Source organism: Robertmurraya sp. FSL W8-0741 (genome assembly GCF_038004005.1).
In the GTDB taxonomy this organism is placed as follows: domain Bacteria; phylum Bacillota; class Bacilli; order Bacillales; family Cytobacillaceae; genus Robertmurraya; species Robertmurraya siralis.
Genome location: NZ_JBBOQG010000001.1, coordinates 729,690 through 747,154 on the forward strand (window position 1 = coordinate 729,690; position 17,465 = coordinate 747,154).

Annotated in this window: 21 protein-coding genes; 19 read left to right on the top strand and 2 right to left on the bottom strand. The window is 39.3% G+C overall.

Annotation, left to right across the window (positions count from 1 at the left end):
• Nucleotides 1-2: 2 nt before the first annotated feature.
• Nucleotides 3-1,313, top strand: coding sequence for a UDP-N-acetylglucosamine 1-carboxyvinyltransferase (gene murA / locus NST02_RS03600; RefSeq protein WP_095312031.1), 1,311 nt, complete (start codon nt 3-5; stop codon nt 1,311-1,313).
• Between the two features lie 334 nt (nt 1,314-1,647).
• Nucleotides 1,648-2,664, top strand: coding sequence for a stage II sporulation protein D (gene spoIID, locus NST02_RS03605; protein WP_095312029.1), 1,017 nt, complete (start codon nt 1,648-1,650; stop codon nt 2,662-2,664).
• Nucleotides 2,665-2,804: 140 nt separating this feature from the next.
• Here the strand turns inward: spoIID and NST02_RS03610 are convergent, their stop codons facing one another.
• Nucleotides 2,805-3,215: a VanZ family protein gene (locus NST02_RS03610; protein ID WP_340948041.1), complete on the bottom strand. Its 411-nt coding sequence runs from the start codon at nt 3,213-3,215 to the stop codon at nt 2,805-2,807.
• Nucleotides 3,216-3,370: 155 nt separating this feature from the next.
• On the opposite strand from NST02_RS03610, the gene NST02_RS03615 reads away from it, so the two are divergent.
• The 15 genes from NST02_RS03615 (at nt 3,371) to NST02_RS03685 (ending at nt 16,025) form a co-directional block, all read left to right on the top strand.
• Nucleotides 3,371-4,252 (top strand): M23 family metallopeptidase, encoded by an 882-nt coding sequence (locus NST02_RS03615; protein ID WP_095312027.1) that lies wholly within the window; start codon nt 3,371-3,373, stop codon nt 4,250-4,252.
• 268 nt (nt 4,253-4,520) lie between these two features.
• On the top strand, nt 4,521-4,700 hold the full coding sequence (locus NST02_RS03620; protein ID WP_340948042.1) for a hypothetical protein: 180 nt from the start codon (nt 4,521-4,523) through the stop codon (nt 4,698-4,700).
• Between the two features lie 147 nt (nt 4,701-4,847).
• A complete protein-coding gene (locus tag NST02_RS03625) occupies nt 4,848-5,150 on the top strand; it encodes a DUF4212 domain-containing protein (RefSeq protein WP_095312024.1) in 303 nt (100 codons plus the stop codon).
• 81 nt (nt 5,151-5,231) lie between these two features.
• Complete coding sequence (locus NST02_RS03630) at nt 5,232-6,902, top strand: sodium:solute symporter family protein (protein WP_095312022.1); 1,671 nt, start codon at nt 5,232-5,234, stop codon at nt 6,900-6,902.
• Entirely contained in the window at nt 6,877-8,781 is a 1,905-nt protein-coding gene (locus NST02_RS03635) for a DUF294 nucleotidyltransferase-like domain-containing protein (protein ID WP_321177965.1), read from the top strand. The genes NST02_RS03630 and NST02_RS03635 overlap by 26 nt, the downstream gene beginning before the upstream one ends.
• Nucleotides 8,782-8,797: 16 nt before the next feature.
• Nucleotides 8,798-9,454 (top strand): 3'-5' exonuclease, encoded by a 657-nt coding sequence (locus NST02_RS03640; protein WP_095312020.1) that lies wholly within the window; start codon nt 8,798-8,800, stop codon nt 9,452-9,454.
• A 656-nt stretch (nt 9,455-10,110) separates the two neighbouring features.
• Complete coding sequence (gene spoIIID, locus NST02_RS03645) at nt 10,111-10,383, top strand: sporulation transcriptional regulator SpoIIID (RefSeq protein ID WP_095312018.1); 273 nt, start codon at nt 10,111-10,113, stop codon at nt 10,381-10,383.
• A gap of 212 nt (nt 10,384-10,595) precedes the next feature.
• Nucleotides 10,596-11,597, top strand: coding sequence for a rod shape-determining protein (locus NST02_RS03650; RefSeq protein WP_095312016.1), 1,002 nt, complete (start codon nt 10,596-10,598; stop codon nt 11,595-11,597).
• Nucleotides 11,598-11,833: 236 nt separating this feature from the next.
• Nucleotides 11,834-12,673 carry a flagellar hook-basal body protein gene (locus tag NST02_RS03655; protein WP_095312014.1) on the top strand — a complete coding sequence of 280 codons (840 nt, stop codon included), beginning with the start codon at nt 11,834-11,836 and terminating at the stop codon, nt 12,671-12,673.
• Between the two features lie 40 nt (nt 12,674-12,713).
• The gene (locus NST02_RS03660; protein ID WP_095312012.1) at nt 12,714-13,556 is read left to right on the top strand and encodes a flagellar hook-basal body protein; all 843 of its coding nucleotides are present in this window, start codon (nt 12,714-12,716) and stop codon (nt 13,554-13,556) included.
• A gap of 13 nt (nt 13,557-13,569) precedes the next feature.
• Nucleotides 13,570-13,857: a DNA-directed RNA polymerase subunit beta gene (locus NST02_RS03665; protein WP_095312010.1), complete on the top strand. Its 288-nt coding sequence runs from the start codon at nt 13,570-13,572 to the stop codon at nt 13,855-13,857.
• Between the two features lie 301 nt (nt 13,858-14,158).
• Nucleotides 14,159-14,593, top strand: coding sequence for a 3-hydroxyacyl-ACP dehydratase FabZ (gene fabZ, locus NST02_RS03670; RefSeq protein ID WP_095312007.1), 435 nt, complete (start codon nt 14,159-14,161; stop codon nt 14,591-14,593).
• 341 nt (nt 14,594-14,934) lie between these two features.
• Nucleotides 14,935-15,210 (top strand): hypothetical protein, encoded by a 276-nt coding sequence (locus NST02_RS03675; RefSeq protein ID WP_095312005.1) that lies wholly within the window; start codon nt 14,935-14,937, stop codon nt 15,208-15,210.
• A gap of 243 nt (nt 15,211-15,453) precedes the next feature.
• The gene (locus NST02_RS03680) at nt 15,454-15,852 is read left to right on the top strand and encodes a hypothetical protein (RefSeq protein WP_095312003.1); all 399 of its coding nucleotides are present in this window, start codon (nt 15,454-15,456) and stop codon (nt 15,850-15,852) included.
• A complete protein-coding gene (locus NST02_RS03685) occupies nt 15,852-16,025 on the top strand; it encodes a hypothetical protein (protein WP_170211270.1) in 174 nt (57 codons plus the stop codon). The genes NST02_RS03680 and NST02_RS03685 overlap by 1 nt, the downstream gene beginning before the upstream one ends.
• Before the next feature lie 91 nt (nt 16,026-16,116).
• Here the strand turns inward: NST02_RS03685 and NST02_RS03690 are convergent, their stop codons facing one another.
• A complete protein-coding gene (locus NST02_RS03690) occupies nt 16,117-16,545 on the bottom strand; it encodes a YwpF-like family protein (RefSeq protein WP_095312001.1) in 429 nt (142 codons plus the stop codon).
• Nucleotides 16,546-16,877: 332 nt separating this feature from the next.
• Here NST02_RS03690 and ssb point away from each other — a divergent pair, with 332 nt between their 5' ends.
• Together ssb and NST02_RS03700 are read left to right on the top strand one after the other, a co-directional pair.
• Nucleotides 16,878-17,237 carry a single-stranded DNA-binding protein gene (gene ssb, locus NST02_RS03695; RefSeq protein ID WP_340948049.1) on the top strand — a complete coding sequence of 120 codons (360 nt, stop codon included), beginning with the start codon at nt 16,878-16,880 and terminating at the stop codon, nt 17,235-17,237.
• Complete coding sequence (locus NST02_RS03700; RefSeq protein WP_137743479.1) at nt 17,234-17,413, top strand: hypothetical protein; 180 nt, start codon at nt 17,234-17,236, stop codon at nt 17,411-17,413. The genes ssb and NST02_RS03700 overlap by 4 nt, the downstream gene beginning before the upstream one ends.
• Nucleotides 17,414-17,465 lie beyond the last annotated feature (52 nt).

A 17,465-nucleotide genomic window follows, 5' to 3' on the forward strand; every position in this document is an offset into this window, starting at 1 on the left:
ACTTGGAAAAAATCATCGTCCGCGGCGGTAGAAGGCTAAGCGGTTCTGTTAAAGTTGAAGGAGCAAAGAATGCAGTTTTGCCAGTTATTGCCGCATCATTATTAGCAAGTGACGGAAAAAGCGTAATTCGTGATGTGCCAACTCTCTCCGATGTATACACGATCAATGAGGTATTACGCTATTTAAACGCCGATGTGACGTTTAAAAATAATGAAGTCACTGTCGATGCATCTAGAGAGTTAAAAGTCGAGGCACCATTTGAATATGTTCGTAAAATGCGTGCTTCAGTTCTAGTAATGGGTTCATTACTTGCAAGAAATGGCCGTGCTCGTGTGGCACTTCCTGGCGGTTGTGCGATTGGGTCGAGACCAATTGACCAGCATTTGAAAGGCTTTGAGGCAATGGGGGCAACGGTCAAAGTAGGAAATGGCTTTATTGAAGCAGAATCAAATGGCCGATTACATGGTGCCAAGATTTACTTGGACTTTCCAAGTGTTGGTGCTACAGAAAATATTATGATGGCTGCTACTTTAGCACAAGGTACTACGATCATTGAGAATGTTGCCAAAGAACCGGAAATTGTTGATTTAGCTAACTTCTTGAATAAAATGGGTGCAAAAGTACGTGGCGCTGGAACTGGAACGATTCGCATTGAAGGTGTTGACGTTCTATTTGGTGCTGATCACACAATTATTCCTGATCGAATTGAAGCTGGAACATTCATGGTTGCAGCGGCTATTACGGGAGGAAATGTATTAGTGAGAGGTGCGGTTCCAGAACACTTAACATCTCTCATTGCAAAAATGGAAGAGATGGGTGTTATGTTTGAGGAGGAAGCAGACGGTCTAAGAGTTATTGGGCCTGAGAAGCTTAAGGCTGTCGATATTAAGACAATGCCGCATCCTGGCTTCCCAACAGATATGCAATCACAAATGATGGCTTTGCTATTACATGCAAATGGAACAAGTATGATTACAGAGACCGTATTTGAAAATCGCTTCATGCATGTGGAAGAATTCCGCAGAATGAATGCCGATATCAAAATTGAGGGTCGTTCTGTCATTTTAAACGGACCGTGTAATTTACAAGGTGCAGAAGTAGCTGCCACAGATCTCCGGGCTGCAGCTGCTCTAATTTTAACAGGATTAGTTGCAGATGGTGTGACTCGGGTCACAGAATTAAAGCATCTTGATCGAGGGTACGTTGACTTCCATCAAAAGCTCGCTGTTTTAGGTGCCGATATTGAACGAGTTTCAGCAGTGGAAGAAACACCATCCTTTCCGAAAGCGTTTGTTGCTGATTTAAATGCATAATTAAAATAAAAACCGTGAAATGGGTGTCCATTTTTGCGGTTTTTTTTATTGTAGTTGATGTTTGAGTAATAAACTGAAAATGCCCCGATAAGTCAACTGGAGACGAGCCTGCACCCCAATCAAAAGGAAAGCATCTCCGCAAGGCCGTCATACGCTTCTCTTCTTCTCTAAATACCAACATAGACTATTTTGGTTTATGACTGAAAAAATTATGCATTTTCCCTTAATTTTTATAAGGTTTAAAAATTTGTACATATTAGCTTGTCCACCCCCATATGTATGAAAGGAGAGTACTTCTACTCTAACGAAACTTACATATGGAGGCTCAAGAAGAATGTTAAAAATGAAACCAATCGTAGTTCTAGCTGCTGTATTATTTGCTGTCACCCTCATGATTCCTACTTTACTCGTCCTCCCTTTTATGGAAAAAACAACAGGGAAATTAGGAGAAGAGCTAGCGTTAAAAGAAACAGAGGCAATTGCCGATCAGCCTGCTGTTGAGGTGGCTGTCTACCGTGTAGGCCAGGAAAAAATTGAAAACCTCCCACTAGAGGATTATATTGCAGGTGTAGTGGCGGCAGAAATGCCGACTGATTTTGAATTAGAGGCTTTAAAAGCCCAGGCTCTTACGGCAAGAACCTATTACCTTTATCATTTAATGAGTGGTGAAAAATCAGGGGTTCCTGAAGGAGCAGATGTAACAGATACAGAGAATCACCAAGTTTTTAAAAGTGATGAAGAACTAAGAAAAGAGTGGAATAAAGATTACCAATGGAGAATGAAGAAAATTAAAGAGGCCGTAGCAGCAACGAGTGGTCAAGTATTAACCTACGATGGTAAACCGATCTATGCTGCTTTTTTCTCCACAAGCAATGGCTATACAGAAAACTCAGAAGATTATTGGAGCAGCCCGCTTCCTTATTTAAAAAGTGTGGAAAGTCCCTGGGACGTAAATACAGAGAAATTCAATGGGCAAAAGATTATTTCTGTCGCCGACTTTGAGAAAAAGCTAGGTGTTCAATTAACAGATGCTTCCGAAGTAGGGAAAATTATTGAGAAAACAAAAGGAAATCGCGTTGGCAAGGTCGACATTAACGGAAAAATATTAACAGGCAAGGATATCAGGGTTAAACTAGAGTTGAAATCATCCGATTTTACATGGGAGAGAAAAGGCGATAATATCGTGATCAATACAAAAGGCTTCGGACATGGAGTGGGAATGAGCCAGTTTGGCGCCAACGAAATGGCGAAGGCAGGGAAAACCTACAAGGAAATCGTCGAACACTATTACAGTGGAGCAACGATTGACACGACGAAAACATTGTTGTCGAAAATCACGGCAAGTAAATAAAGAAGCAGGAACCGAGTACTCGAAAAGGGTACTCGGTTTTGTCTTCCGGAACTGAATATGTCCAATTCGAACTTTTATTGCCTTTTTTTACGAAAATAAACGAAGTAATTCTGCGAAGGCCATAAAAAGAAAACGACCGCTTATGAAAAATATTTCAGTATTCGTTCGAACTTGTGCTTACGATAAGAACGATGAACAAAATAAGCAGCGACAATGACCCCAATAACATCCTTAACGACATCAATTACCGTAGCTGAGCGAGCAGGGACAAAGGATTGATGTATCTCGTCGACCAAACCGTATAAAGAAGCGAAGACAGCAAAAATAAAGCTCCAGCGCAGCGAAAACTTTCCCGTTGTTAGAAGTGCAGCGACCAATAGTAAATAAAGAATCGCGAATTCTACTAAGTGTAGCGATTCTTTTATAAAGCGATCAGTCGAAGAGTGGGGAAGCTCGACAATAGCGTTTGCTGGCATGCTCGACATCACCCAAATCATCATCATATAAATAAAAGGTAAAAAACGAATGAACCATTTTAAGATGCTCTGCAAGAAAGATTTCCCCTTTGATTTGATTTTTTTTAAAACTTTTTTTCATTTCTTTGTATAATTCCAAACTCTTTGTCGAAAAATAAGATTAAAAAATTTTTTTCGAAATGTATATATTTATCATGATCTGTTCAGAATGATTGCTGAGGTGATGATAAATGAGAGAGGAAGAAAAGAAACAATCTTCTCAAGGTTCAAAGATTAAGCGCTTCATGAAAAAGCGTTGGGTTTACCCTAGCGTTTATATTGCAAGTGCTGCAATCATTCTAACCGCGGTTCTTTGGTTCCAAAATAGTAACAATAATACAACAGATGATCAAATCGATTACGAGGCAACTGATCTTTCAAGCAAATATGATGAACCTGCTTTGGAAGTTAACAGATCAATGGAAAACTTTGCAATGCCTGTTATGGATCCGGATTCTGTAGTCATTCAAAAAGAATTTTATGATTACGATGCTTCGGAAGATAAACAGGAAGCGGCATTGGTGTTCTATAATAATACGTTTCATCCGAATACCGGTATTGACATTACGATGGAAAACGGTGAATCGTTTGATGTTGTAGCCGCATTAAGTGGTAAGGTTACAAATGTTGCAGAAGATGCTTTATTAGGAAACGTAATCGAAATTGAGCATGACAAAGGTATTGTAACACAATATCAATCTGTAACCGATATTGATGTGAAGGTTGGGGACCAAGTAGACCAAGGACAGACACTTGCTAAAGCTGGGAAAAGCTTATATAACGAAGAAGCTGGTACCCATCTGCATTTCGAAATTCGCAAGGATGGAATAGCTGTCAATCCGCTCGATTATTTCAATAAGCCATTAAGTGCTCTACAGGAAGCAAGCTTAACAGAAAATGTTGATGACAGCGGAAAGGCTGATGAGTCCACAGGTGCTTCTGAAGAAGAAGACGTTAATCCTGACAACGGCGAAGAAAAAGATAACAACGATTCAACAGAAGATGAAGCAGAAGAAGATGGTGCATCTTCGAATGATGAAGAGACAGAAACAACAAAGTCTTCTGATGCATAAGACAATTTGTCATTTTGACCCGCCCTTGGCGGGTTTTTTGCATTTTAGCAGAATGGCAAGTTACACTTAGCAAAAAATTTCGTGTTTCGTAATAGTACCTCCTTTTAATACCTGCTTAAAAATTTGACCATTTTTTTACAAGTTTTTGCTTGACCTTCAATTCATTTAAATAGATAATGATATTACGAAATTTTCTTAATATTTAATTTATACAGAACTTTTAGTTAATATCCACAATAAGCATTTTCAAAAACAAAGGGGGAATTTGATGGCATTTTATTTTTTTATTGCACTGACAGCCATATGCTTAATAGTCACACTACGTAAGAAAAAAACCATCTTCTTAGTTATCCCATTCCTATCCATCATCGTCTATTTCATTATTCAAGTAGCCCTAGTTCCCTTACCATTCATTGAAACGTTGAAGTTCATTTTTAGCTTGAATTAAAGGTATTTTCAAAAAAGTAATTACTTTGAAAGCGCTTTAAAATGCTTTTGAAGAATTATAAATATTAAAGCAAAGGGGGACTAAAAAAGGGAGAGGTCTGTCATTTTGGAGTACTTTTACAAAGAAGACAATCTTGGAGGTGGAAAAATGAAGAAAATCGATAAGGCTGTTGCCGATCGCTATTTTCGAGAGAAAAATCGTAACATCATTATTTATTTTATTATTTGGTTTATTGTTTCTTATGGTGTGGTCTTATTTGCTGAGCCATTGAGTACGATTACGTTTATGGGCTTCCCGCTTCATTATTATATGGGAGCTCAAGGTGCAATCCTAACCTTTATTATCTTGCTATTTGTCAATGCCAAGCTTGGAGATAAAATTGATCAAAAATATGGCATTGATGAAAGCAAAAATGAGCAAATCAGTTCAGGAACAACATTGGAGCATTAATAGTATCTTTTTCTGAGATGGTGAGAAAAGAAAATAAAATAAGTAATCAGCGAATAGTGCTATTGTATGGGGGGAATTCATTTGGATGGACAATTCATTATCTCATTAGCGATTATTCTAGCAACGTTTGCATTATATATTGGAATTGCACTCTATAATACGGCTAAGGAGACATCTGAATTTTATGTAGCAGGACGTGGCGTTCCACCGATATTCAATGGGATGGCGATCGGTGCTGACTGGATGAGCGCCGCTTCCTTTATCGGAATGGCTGGAACGGTGATGATTCTAGGATATGATGGTTTAGCCTATATTATGGGTTGGACCGGAGGATATTTATTTCTCACATTTTTATTAGCACCTCAGTTACGGAAATATGGTCGGTACACAGTGCCGGAATTTATTGGTGATCGGTATGACAGTCATACTGCTCGTGTGATCGCGGCGGTGTGTACCATCATTATCAGTTTTACGTACTCAATCGGACAGCTTTCAGGATCAGGTGTTGTGATTGGTCGTCTTTTTGAAATTGACGCAAAAATTGGTACGATGATCGGGGTTGTACTCATTGCTTTTTACGCAGCTTTTGGAGGAATGAAAGGAATCACATGGACGCAGGTGGCCCAGTATCTCATTTTGATTATTGCCTATTTAATTCCAGTCATATTTATGGCACTGCAAATTACGGGAAATCCCATTCCATGGATATCATACGGGGAAGTTATTAGCAAATTAGGAGAGCTGGATCGAGAGCTTGGTATCTCTGAATATTTTGCTCCATTCACGAATGGAACAAAGTGGCAGTTTCTTGCGTTAATGTTTACGTTAATGGCAGGTACTGCTGGGTTGCCACATGTAATAGTTCGATTCTACACGGTTTCTACAATGAAAGCGGCTCGCTGGTCAGGAGCTTGGGCATTGCTGTTTATAGGTCTTCTTTATTTATCGGCACCTGCTTACGCGGCTTTCTCCCGTTTTATTTTAATGACACAGGTGGCAGGAAGCCAAATTAGTCAGCTTCCAGCATGGACAAAATCCTGGGTGGATACAGGAATGCTTCAAGTGGCTGACACGAATGGTGATGGTATCTTGCAATGGAGCGAACTTATTATTTCCAATGATATTGTCGTAATGGCGACTCCGGAAATTGCCAACTTAGGAGCGTTTGTCATCGGCCTTGTAGCTGCTGGCGCAATGGCGGCTGCCCTTTCAACGGCCGGTGGATTGATGATTTCGCTATCCTCTTCCTTCGCTCACGATATATACTATCGTGTATGGAAGCCACAAGCAACTGAGAAAAACCGTTTATTAGTTGCCCGTTGGTCAATCGTTATCGCCACGTTATTGGCAGGATTTATCGCTTTAGATCCGCCAGGAGTGATAACCCAAATTGTCGCATGGGCATTTGCGATTGCGTCCGGAACCTTCTTCCCGGCACTTGTGCTTGGAGTTTGGTGGAAACGTTCCAACACGAAAGGAGTTATTGCCGGTCTATTAATTGGATTAGCGGTAACCTTAAGCTATATTTTTGCTGCTAAATATGGAGGTTTTACGATTCTAGGAATCATTGATACAGGTGCTGGGGTCTTTGGAGCAGCAGCCGGATTTTTAGCCAATATTATTGTTTCTTTATCAACTGAAGCACCAGCGCAAAAGCTACAGGATGAAGTAATCAATTTACGTTATCCGGAGCAGATGGTCTATAAAGATGGCGAGGTTTGGATGCATGATGGAGAACCAAAACAAGGCTAAGGAGTTGCTTGAGGCTGTGCAATTCCACCCCTTTTTTCAAGGGGTGGAGGTTGGCACAGCCCTTTCCCTTATTGAGGATTGTTCATATAAGATTTATGAGAAGGAAAGGATCCTCCTCCGCAAGGATCGACATCGGGAGGGGTTAATATTAATTTTAGAAGGAACGGTAGAGGTCTATATTGAAAACGAACTCAATGCTGAACATGAGGTTTTGGAGATTGTTCAAAAAGGAGAGTTGATCGGTTTTTCGAGCTTAGCTGATTTTCTAGGTGTTCCTCGGCCAATGAAGGAGGAGGTGACCGTCGAGGTTCGTGCGCTCAGTGATGTAAAAGCACTGCATATTCCTTTCACTGTGATTGCGCGAAGGTGGGAAGATTCTTATGTCCGCGATTATTTATTGACACAGGTTGCGGTTCGTTTGCGTGATGTGTACGCATCATTGGCTGAACAAATCAAAACAGCGCAGGCTCGCGATGAACATCACTCATACATGGCCAGAGTTCAGGATGTGATGACGGAGCGAGTCATCGCAGTTCCCTCGAAAATAACGATTGCAGCAGCAGCTAAAAAGATGGATGTAGAAAAGACGAGTTCCATTCTTGTGATGGATGGCAAAAAACTAAGGGGGATTATTACAGAAAGAGATATTGTGGCACGAGTAGTGGCAGAGGGAGTGGCTTTAACTGAGGAAGTGGCTGAGATAATGACGAAGGAGCCGATTACGATAGCAAAAACAGCATATTATGATGATGCCCTTTCGCTCATCCTTTTAAAGGGAGTGAAGCATTTACCGGTTATAGAGGATGACGAGGTCGTTGGGATTGTCACCTTGTCTGATTTACTGCGAAAAGAAAACGAAAGTGTCATGAAGACAATTAAACAAATTACTGAAGCAGATGAATCCAATATAAGTCATATAAAAAATGCTATTTATGCTGTATTGGATATTCTTTTAAGAGAGAAGATTCCTATTCAACGAACTTTAGATATTGTCACAAAGCTATATGATCGCTTAGTCATTCGCCTTATTGAACTGGCAATCAAAACGCTTGAGAAGAAAGGCTATAAGGCGAAAGGCAACTTTGCCTTTTATCAAATGGGAAGCAGTGGCCGCGGCGAGCAATTTATTTTAACTGATCAGGATCATTTCCTTGTTTATGAAGGGGATGAAGATGAGTATTACCAATTATTAGGAATGGAAATTACACTCTATATGGAAAAGGCCGGTTATGCCCGTTGCCAAGGATTGATGATGTGCAGTGAGGCACAATGGAGAGGAAGAATTGCTGATTGGGAAGAACGGCTACGGACATGGAGTCTGCAATCTACTCGCGATAATTTGCTGCTTGCGCAAAACTTTTTTTCCTATCGTTTCATAGAAGGTAATAGAGAACTTCACCGTCAATTTGAAAAAATGATGATCAATTTGCTGGAAAAAGCGAAAATCTTTCTCTATCGGTTGGCACAAGTTGAAAGAGAACATCCTATTTCCACTCTTGAGCAGCCATTTCGAGTTCTATTTCGGATAGAAAGAAAGCAACTTGATATAAAAAGGTCAGTCCTGTTTCCTTATCACCACAGCTTGCAAATTCTTGCTTTATTACATGGAAGCCCATCAGGAACCTCCTTTGAAAAAATGGTGAAGTTGACAGAAAGAGGCGTCATTTCTCAAAGCTTCTCTCGTGATTTAAAGGAAGCGGCAAACTATGTTCTGTCCTTATATGTGAAGCAGCGTTGGGAACAAGTGAAAAACGGCGAGGAATTAACTTCTGTTCTCCAATTTGCAAAATTATCTTCACGAGAGAAGAAGGAATTGATTTTAAGTCTTAAAACATTAAAAGAGTTGCAAACTCTTGTTTTCAATCATTTTTCGCTTTAATAATCAAGGAGGATATATGTTTTTTCAACGAAGAAATATTTCCTGCCCTTTAATCTATCGTGATATTCCATTAGCGTCTCCGTTAGAAAGCTTAAAATATATTGTCTTCGACACGGAGACGACAGGTTTTCTCGTATCCTCGGGAGACAGATTAATTGAGATAGGGGCAGTGATGATTGAAGGTTTTAATGTTCGTGAGGATAAAGTTTTTCAAACATATGTGAATCCGAAGCGACAAATTTCTCGGGAAATAACGGAGTTAACGTCGATAACAGACGAAAAAGTAAAGAATGCGCCAACCGCATTACAAGCAATAGAACGCTTTTTCGACTTTGTCGAATCGGAAGAGACGGTTTGTCTTATCGGACATTATATTAGTTTTGATGCTCTTGTGTTAAAAACCGAATTAAAAAGAGAAAAATTTAATTTAAAACATTTATATACCATTGATACTCTTGATTTAATTGGATTTATCGCTCCCTCATATGATATGAGGGATTTAGAACGGTACGCGAGAATTTTTGGTACAAGGATTTACGAGCGGCATACAGCATTAGGCGATGCGTTAACGACAGCGTACCTCTTCGTTGAACTACTCTGGCAATTTAAGCAACGTGGTTATGATACATGGGGTGAATTGATGGATGTAACGAAGAAAATGGAGGAGGTTTAACACTTTGTCCATGCAAAATGCATGGATAAAGTCTTGTTAAGCAGGACCGTAACAGCTTGCGTATTTGTTTGCATATGGTCTAGCTCAGTAATTGAGCTGGATTTTTTTATCTTCTCAGAAATTATAAAAATTCATTTGTTGAAGAGAATTTTTTATCTACACCTAGCTTTAAGCAGCCAAATCCTGAACGTTCGTCCTTGGATTTTACAACCTACGAGAAGAATTCTAGTTTCCTTAATCGACTCTTTCAAGGGTTGTACGTTGATGACACGTAGGAAAACAACTTTGAATAATCAGTGCAGGAACATTTTGAATTTTAATGGTTTCGAAGGCTCCCCGCGCTTTTGTTCATGATGTTATCAAATTTTTCAAAAAAAATATCATATATCTTGTCCCTATTGCGGTTTTCGTGCATATTCCGTTATCCAAGCTAATAAACTGTTACAAACCTTACAAAGAGAGTGTTTGAGGTGAGCAATCGTTTGAGAATGAAAATTGGATATATAGTTGGGGTCATGTATATTTCCTGATAACCAGAGGGCTAATGGCTTTCTGACGCATCCTTTTTACAGGATGCGGAGAAGCAGTACTTAATGAAGCGAGAAAGCGAGTCTCATTTCACACTTCTCACATCCAATTTAGGGAGGGCGAGTGGTGTGCACGATTACATCAAAGAGAGAACTATCAAGATTGGAAAGTATATCGTGGAGACGAAAAAAACGGTTCGCGTAATTGCGAAAGAGTTTGGCGTATCCAAAAGTACAGTCCATAAGGATTTAACAGAAAGGCTACCTGAAATAAACCCAGAGCTTGCAAATGAAGTGAAAGAAATTTTAGATTATCATAAATCTATTCGCCATTTACGCGGTGGAGAAGCAACAAAATTGAAGTATAAGAAGGAAGAGCTAGAAAGCGAACCCATCAAATAAAAGGCTCCTTTTTCAACAATTCCTTGGAATAATGACAAATAAATTAAAAATCCCTCAAAATTTGACAAATTACTACGATATTTTAGTCAAATATGGTAGAATTGAAAATTAGGGTAGACTACATTAAAAAAAGTAGTAACATCAGGAGAATTAGTGATTTAAGTGCATTTAGAAATAGATATGGATCATTTTTTCAAGGAGGATTTTTGGGAATGCTTGCTAGGGATATTGGAATTGATTTAGGAACAGCGAATGTATTGATTCACGTAAAAGGGAAAGGTATTGTTTTAAATGAGCCATCAGTGGTAGCAATTGATAAGAACAATAATAAAGTTTTGGCAGTTGGTGAGGAAGCAAGACGTATGGTCGGGCGTACCCCGGGCAATATTGTTGCGATTCGTCCATTAAAGGATGGAGTTATTGCCGATTTTGATGTGACGGAGGCCATGCTTAAACACTTTATTAACAAGCTTAATGTGAAAGGTTTCCTTTCGAAGCCGCGCATTTTAATTTGCTGTCCAACAAACATTACAAGCGTTGAACAAAAGGCAATAAAAGAGGCAGCGGAAAAAAGCGGTGGAAAGAAAGTTTATTTAGAAGAAGAGCCAAAAGTGGCGGCGATCGGTGCTGGAATGGATATTTTTCAACCAAGTGGAAATATGGTCGTAGATATCGGTGGAGGTACAACAGATATAGCTGTACTGTCCATGGGTGATATTGTCACGTCTTCTTCTATTAAAATGGCTGGAGATAAATTTGATAGTGAAATTCTTCAGTATATCAAACGTGAATACAAGCTTTTAATTGGAGAGCGTACTGCTGAAAACATTAAAATTCAAATCGGTACGGTCTTCCCTGGAGCACGAAACGAATCAATGGAGATTCGTGGTCGTGATATGGTATCAGGATTGCCAAGAACGATTTCAGTTAATTCCGAGGAAATTGAACTTGCTTTACGTGAATCTGTGTCTGTCATTGTACAAGCGGCAAAAAGCGTTCTCGAGAGAACACCTCCTGAACTTTCGGCTGATATTATCGACCGTGGTGTGATCCTAACAGGTGGAGGCGCACTTCTGCATGGTTTTGACTTATTGCTAGCAGAGGAGTTAAAAGTTCCAGTTCTAGTAGCGGAGAATCCGATGGATTGCGTTGCTGTCGGAACGGGAATTATGCTTGACAATATCGACAAGATCAAAGGTTACCGCTTTGCATAGTCGAAAATAACGGGGGCTTCCAGAGTTAGAAGCTAACTAACTCTATCGCCTATCCAACGTGGTGATGAGAATCAGTGGAAGAACTGGTACTTGTCACCATTTTCGTATTTTTGCCTTTTTTCAACAAAATTTTAATGTTTATTCGCCGAATTTTTTTTATAATAGAAGATGAATGAATTTATGATAGTGCAGACGAAGATTGCGAAGGAAACGACCTTACATAAGAGGTGAATCGAATGTTTAGAGGTTTTTATACGGTTGCATCAGGAATGTTGACTCAGCAAAGACGGACAGAAATGTTGACCAATAATATGGCAAATGCCAATACTCCGGGATTTAAAGCGGATCAATCATCGCTGCGTGCTTTTCCAGAGATGCTGTTGCAGCGTTTTGATAAGGAGAGGATTCCAACTGAAAGAGGATTGAACCTCCCGGGGAGCAATGTAGTAGGATCGATTAATACAGGCGTCTATATGCAAGAGGTGATGCCGAAGTTTATTCAAGGTGACTTGCGCGAAACGGGACAAAAAACGGATCTTGCATTACTTGATATCGTGATGCCGCAAAATGAAGAAACAGGGTATGCTGGTTCGATCTTTTTTACCGTACAAAATGCAGCGGGAGAAACTCGCTACACAAGAAATGGCGATTTTACACTGGATGGACAAGGCTACTTAACGACTGCAAGCGGTAATTATGTTCTTGATACGACAGGAAATCGAATTCAACTTTCAAGTGAAGATTTTACAGTTGATGCTAATGGTCTCGTTCAAGGGGCGGCCGGCGAAACAGCCCTTTTAGGGATCGGTTATTCTGCAGATCCTTTTCAAATGGTCAAGGAAGGCGATGGCCTTCTGCGCAATGAAGCGGGAGCAGCGCTTGTTGATGTTAGAGGAGTGGCAGGTACAGAGTTTTCTATTCAGCAAGGTTTTCTTGAGGCTTCCAACGTTGATGTTAGTCGGACGATGACCGATATGTTAACAGCATACCGGGCATTTGAGGCTAATCAGAAGGTGCTGCAAGCTTATGATAAAAGCATGGACAAAGCAGCGAACGAAGTCGGCCGAATTGGCTAACAATCCTTAAAAGAAATGTAGGAAGAGGGGAGGCAAACATATGAATCGCACAATGATAACAGCAACGAACACATTGGCACAATTACAAAAACAAATGGACGTTATCTCTCATAACATGGCCAACATTGATACGAACGGATATAAAAGGAGAGAAGCGACTTTTACCGAGTTGATTTATCAGCAGTTTAACAACCAGAGAAGGGCTCAAGCCGAGGTGAACCGTCTGACTCCAAATGGGATTCGTCAAGGAACGGGTGCCAAGCTTGCTCAAATACAATTGGTCATGACGCAGGGGAATATTAAGCCTTCAGACCGTTTTCTTGATACGGCTTTGACAAAAGAAGGCCAATTATACAAAGTATTAGTCCAAACTGATGCGGGAGCAGAGATACAATACACTCGCAATGGAGCATTTTATTTATCGCCAATCAGTGAAAATGAACTTGCATTAGTTACAGCAGATGGACATTCGATTGTCGATGAAAATAATAATCCCATTTATATAAATGCGGATGCAAAAGATTTTACCATTGATAGCATGGGGCAAATGACGGTTACGATGAATAACGGTCTGCCGCAAGTGTTCAATCTTGGAGTGGTGCAGGTAGACAAGCCGCAATTCTTGATTGCTAAGGGTAATAACTTATATGGTCTCCCGACAAACTTTGATCAACTGAATGTTGGAATCGATGACATTCTCACTGACTTAGTAGGACCACTACGAACTGAAATTGGGATTCAACAAGGTGCATTAGAGTCATCTAACGTCGATATGGCTAAGGAAATGACCGATCTGATTAACACTCAGCGTGCCTATCAATTCCAATCCAGATCCGTTAGCATTGCAGATCAGATGATGGGGCTTGTGAACGGAATTCGTTAGAAGGAGAAAGAACATGTCGTTAAACAATAGTAACCAAAAGGTAGCAGAAACAAGAGAACAGGTAAGGCAAGAAAAGAAGGAAAAAGCAAAAGCAGAAGCAAACAGTGGAGGAAAGCGAAGAAGAATTCGCATTCGCCTTATTCCGCTGTGGCTTAGACTTCTTATAATCGCCTTATCATTAGTGGTATGTGTTATTCTTGGAGCGATGTTTGGTTATAGTGTCATTGGCGAGGGAAAAGCAATGGACATCTTTCAAAAGTCAACATGGACACATATTATTGATTTGATTGAGCACGAATAAACCATTTAAGGCCGGCATATTGCTGGCTTTTTTGACTCATTGTATGAAACTGACGCATATAGGAAAAATACCACAGAACTTAATCCTGTGGTATTTTTCTTATATGATGCCAAATTTAAAGGCATTCTTTCATTAATTGTGCTGTTACAAACTAGTATGAGACTTGATACAAGCTGCCTCGAATAAGGCAAATTATCGAAGGCTAGGTCTAATTTTTACGTGGCAAGTTAACACTTGCTTTCATAGACTAGTTCCCATACAATAAATATAAAACCTAGTATTAGTAGGAGGTACTAATAAAATGCTTGATATTAATGAAATTAAAGAAATAATCCCTCATCGTTATCCTTTTTTGCTTGTTGATAAAATCATTGAAATTGAAGAAGGGAAAAGGGCGGTAGGAATTAAAAATGTCACGGCAAATGAGGAATTTTTTAATGGGCATTTTCCCGACTATCCCGTTATGCCAGGGGTACTTATCGTGGAGGCGTTAGCTCAGGTTGGAGCAGTCGCCGTTTTGAAGATGGAGGAGAACAAAGGACGTCTTGCCTTCTTTACGGGAATTGATAATTGTCGGATTAAACGCCAAGTAAAGCCGGGTGATCAGCTTCGTTTGGAGGTAGAAATGACGCGGCTTCGTGGTTCTTTTGGTAAAGGAAAGGCGACGGCAACGGTTGATGGAGAACTGGCGGTCGAAGCGGAGATTATGTTTGCCCTCGGGGCGAAACAGGAATAATTTTTGCGTAAAGACCGATATATTTATTTTAAGACCGATATAATTTGATAAAGACCGATAAAATGAAACAAAGACCGAAATAGTAAAAACATATTTACGAATTTTAAGCATATGCCGAATGTACCGGAAAATTTGTCTGTAAAAGGATAAAATCATTACAATTCTTCAAACAAAAGGCTCTAACGGGCAAATTCGTTGCGATTTTACTACTTTTTCTGGTATTCGATGCACAATCGAGAAAACTTTCTCATAAGATGCAAGTTTTTTCTAATTTTTGGGCATGTTAACATCAGACCGTATTTGAGGTCAAAATCCAAAAAATTTGAAAGGGGCTTTTACTTATGAAGAAAAAGCTTTTAGCACTTCTTAGTTGTGCTCTATTATCTGTATTCGTCTTTGCTGGCTGTGCCAATAATAACAATCAGGACCCACCGCCAGAGAATGGCGGAAACATGGAAGATCAAGTAGATGACAATATCACAAATGATAATGGAACTAGGAATAATGATGTCAACACAAATAACGATGGCGATGTTGTGGAAGACAACAACACTCCAGATGAAGAAATCATGGAAGATGATCGCGACGTAAGAGATAAAGATAATCAGGATAGATAATGAGAAAAGGACAGGGTAATGCCTGTCCTTTTTCCATCACCTTTTAGCAGTAATCTTTGTGTTATTTACTAACATATGTTAATATTTAATATTGGAGTTATAAAAAATTTTGTCGTTTTATGTCAATTGTGATACAGTGGAAAAAGTAAGGATTAAATTCATCAATGGATAAAAAGCTTTTTTATGTATTGATGAGCTTAATCAAATCCGGTTTAGATAAATCTTGGGAGGTACTTTTACTAGATGTTTAAAGAATTTTCACCTGGCATTAAGATAAGTATTACGCGTTCCATTACCACTTCTTTTGAAAAATATATGAATGATATTGGCTGGAACGAAGAAAAATTTAATATTGAAAAATTTGTACAGGAATGGAAACACTATATCACTGGAAGTTCATCTTGGTATGATAAGATTAGCGACGAAGTGAAAAATGATCCAGCATTCCATGAGCAATTAGCCGAAAAAATCAATGAAACGATTGATAAAATATTGTCCGAAGCACCAACAAAGGAACAAATGGCTGAGATTGAAAGTTTACAGAAGGAATGGGGAGAAGAATTCGACTATTCTTGTAAGACAGAAGCAAAATATGTCATTGAAAAGTATAAGGAATTGTTAAAAAAAAAGCAGAACAACTAATGCCTGCTAGTGAGAAAAAGCTAACATTGGCTTCTTTAATGTACCACCAAATCTATGGAGTAGAACTTCCCAATTATAACTATACACAACAAGACATAGACTATATTATCCAGCAATTAGAGCTGAAGATTAAAGAAGATGTTGAAATTTTTCAAACGGAATATCTACATTAAAGGAGGTCGGGATAAAACCCACCTCTTTTTTGTTTAAATAAAAATAAGGACAGACGCCCCTGTCCTTTTGTAAGCTGAGAAACGCTAAAACTTATTTTGTTTGATTGAATCTCGGTTTGCGCACCATGCCATTTCGAAACTCATTCATAAGCTCATCACCAGACAAACCTCTTTGAATGAGACTATCCAAGAGTAGCTCGGCATACTGATTCTTTGATCTTTTCAAGGTTCCTTCGAGGAGTACACTGATGTGGTTGTCAAAGGTCTGCAATGAACGAATTTTTACTTTAAAAGGGGCAGGTTCGTTTTCCTTTTTCGAAATGACGACCTGTACCAATAGTTCTTTTTCTTCTTTGCTCGCTTCATGAAATAGTTCATAAAAGGATTTGTCTACATATCCTTCTATGAGCCATGAATGATGATCATCTTCCTTATTAATAATCAATCCATCAACCAACGGGACATCATACCATTCTTCCTTCTTTACGAGCTGCAGCGAGATCAACTTAAACGTCTTCATCTTTACCCTCCAATCAAAGCTCCTTAAAAAATTATAACATACAGTCCATTTTATGCGCATGTCTCCTTTGGCAAACTTTGCAAAGTAGCGATGAAGTAAGCGGTAAATATGGCAAATTTAATGTGTCGAATAGTGTCGATCGATTCTTGTCGAAAGTCGATACTTTCCTTTTTCTTGTTATTTTTCACGGAAATGGTCAACTTCAAGGCCGTTTTTAATGGAAAAATAACATTTTACCCCAAAGTTCTATCGAAAGTTGTATTTTTCCTTATTTTACCTACCTAAAAACTTTCATTATAATGTGGACATTACAGATGAAAGGAGTTGAGAACATGATTAACCAAGTAACACTAGTTGGGAGGCTAACAAAGGATCCGGAGTTGAGGGTAACTACAGAAGGCAGTTCAGTCGTTAATATTATCCTTGCAGTCAATCGCAACTATCGCAATCAAAAAGGGGAAATCGATGCTGACTTTGTTCAATGTACCATTTGGCGTAAAAATGCTGAAAATCTTTCCCTTTATTGCAAAAAGGGGACTTTGATTGGACTCATGGGAAGAATACAGACGCGAACTTATGAAAGCGAGGATGGTCGCAAATATGTCACGGAGGTTATTGCAGAATCCGTTAGATTTCTTGAGGGTAAAAGAAATCAAGTGGCCAACGTGGAAAAAGAGGTGTTACAGACTTGAACGAGATGGTGAGCCGGGAAAAAAGCCTGGAAATTTTACTTGAACGTCTGATTATGATGGTTGGAAAATCGAACGAAAGAGCAGAACATCTTCACAAACGTGTCCTTCAACTAGAACGCATCCTCTTAGAAGAATCCTCTCAGGGAGAAAAGGAGAAAAAAACCTTTATTTCCTAATTCCGAAAACTGATTTTTATCCCCCATAAATCCGCACTAGAGAGAATCAATC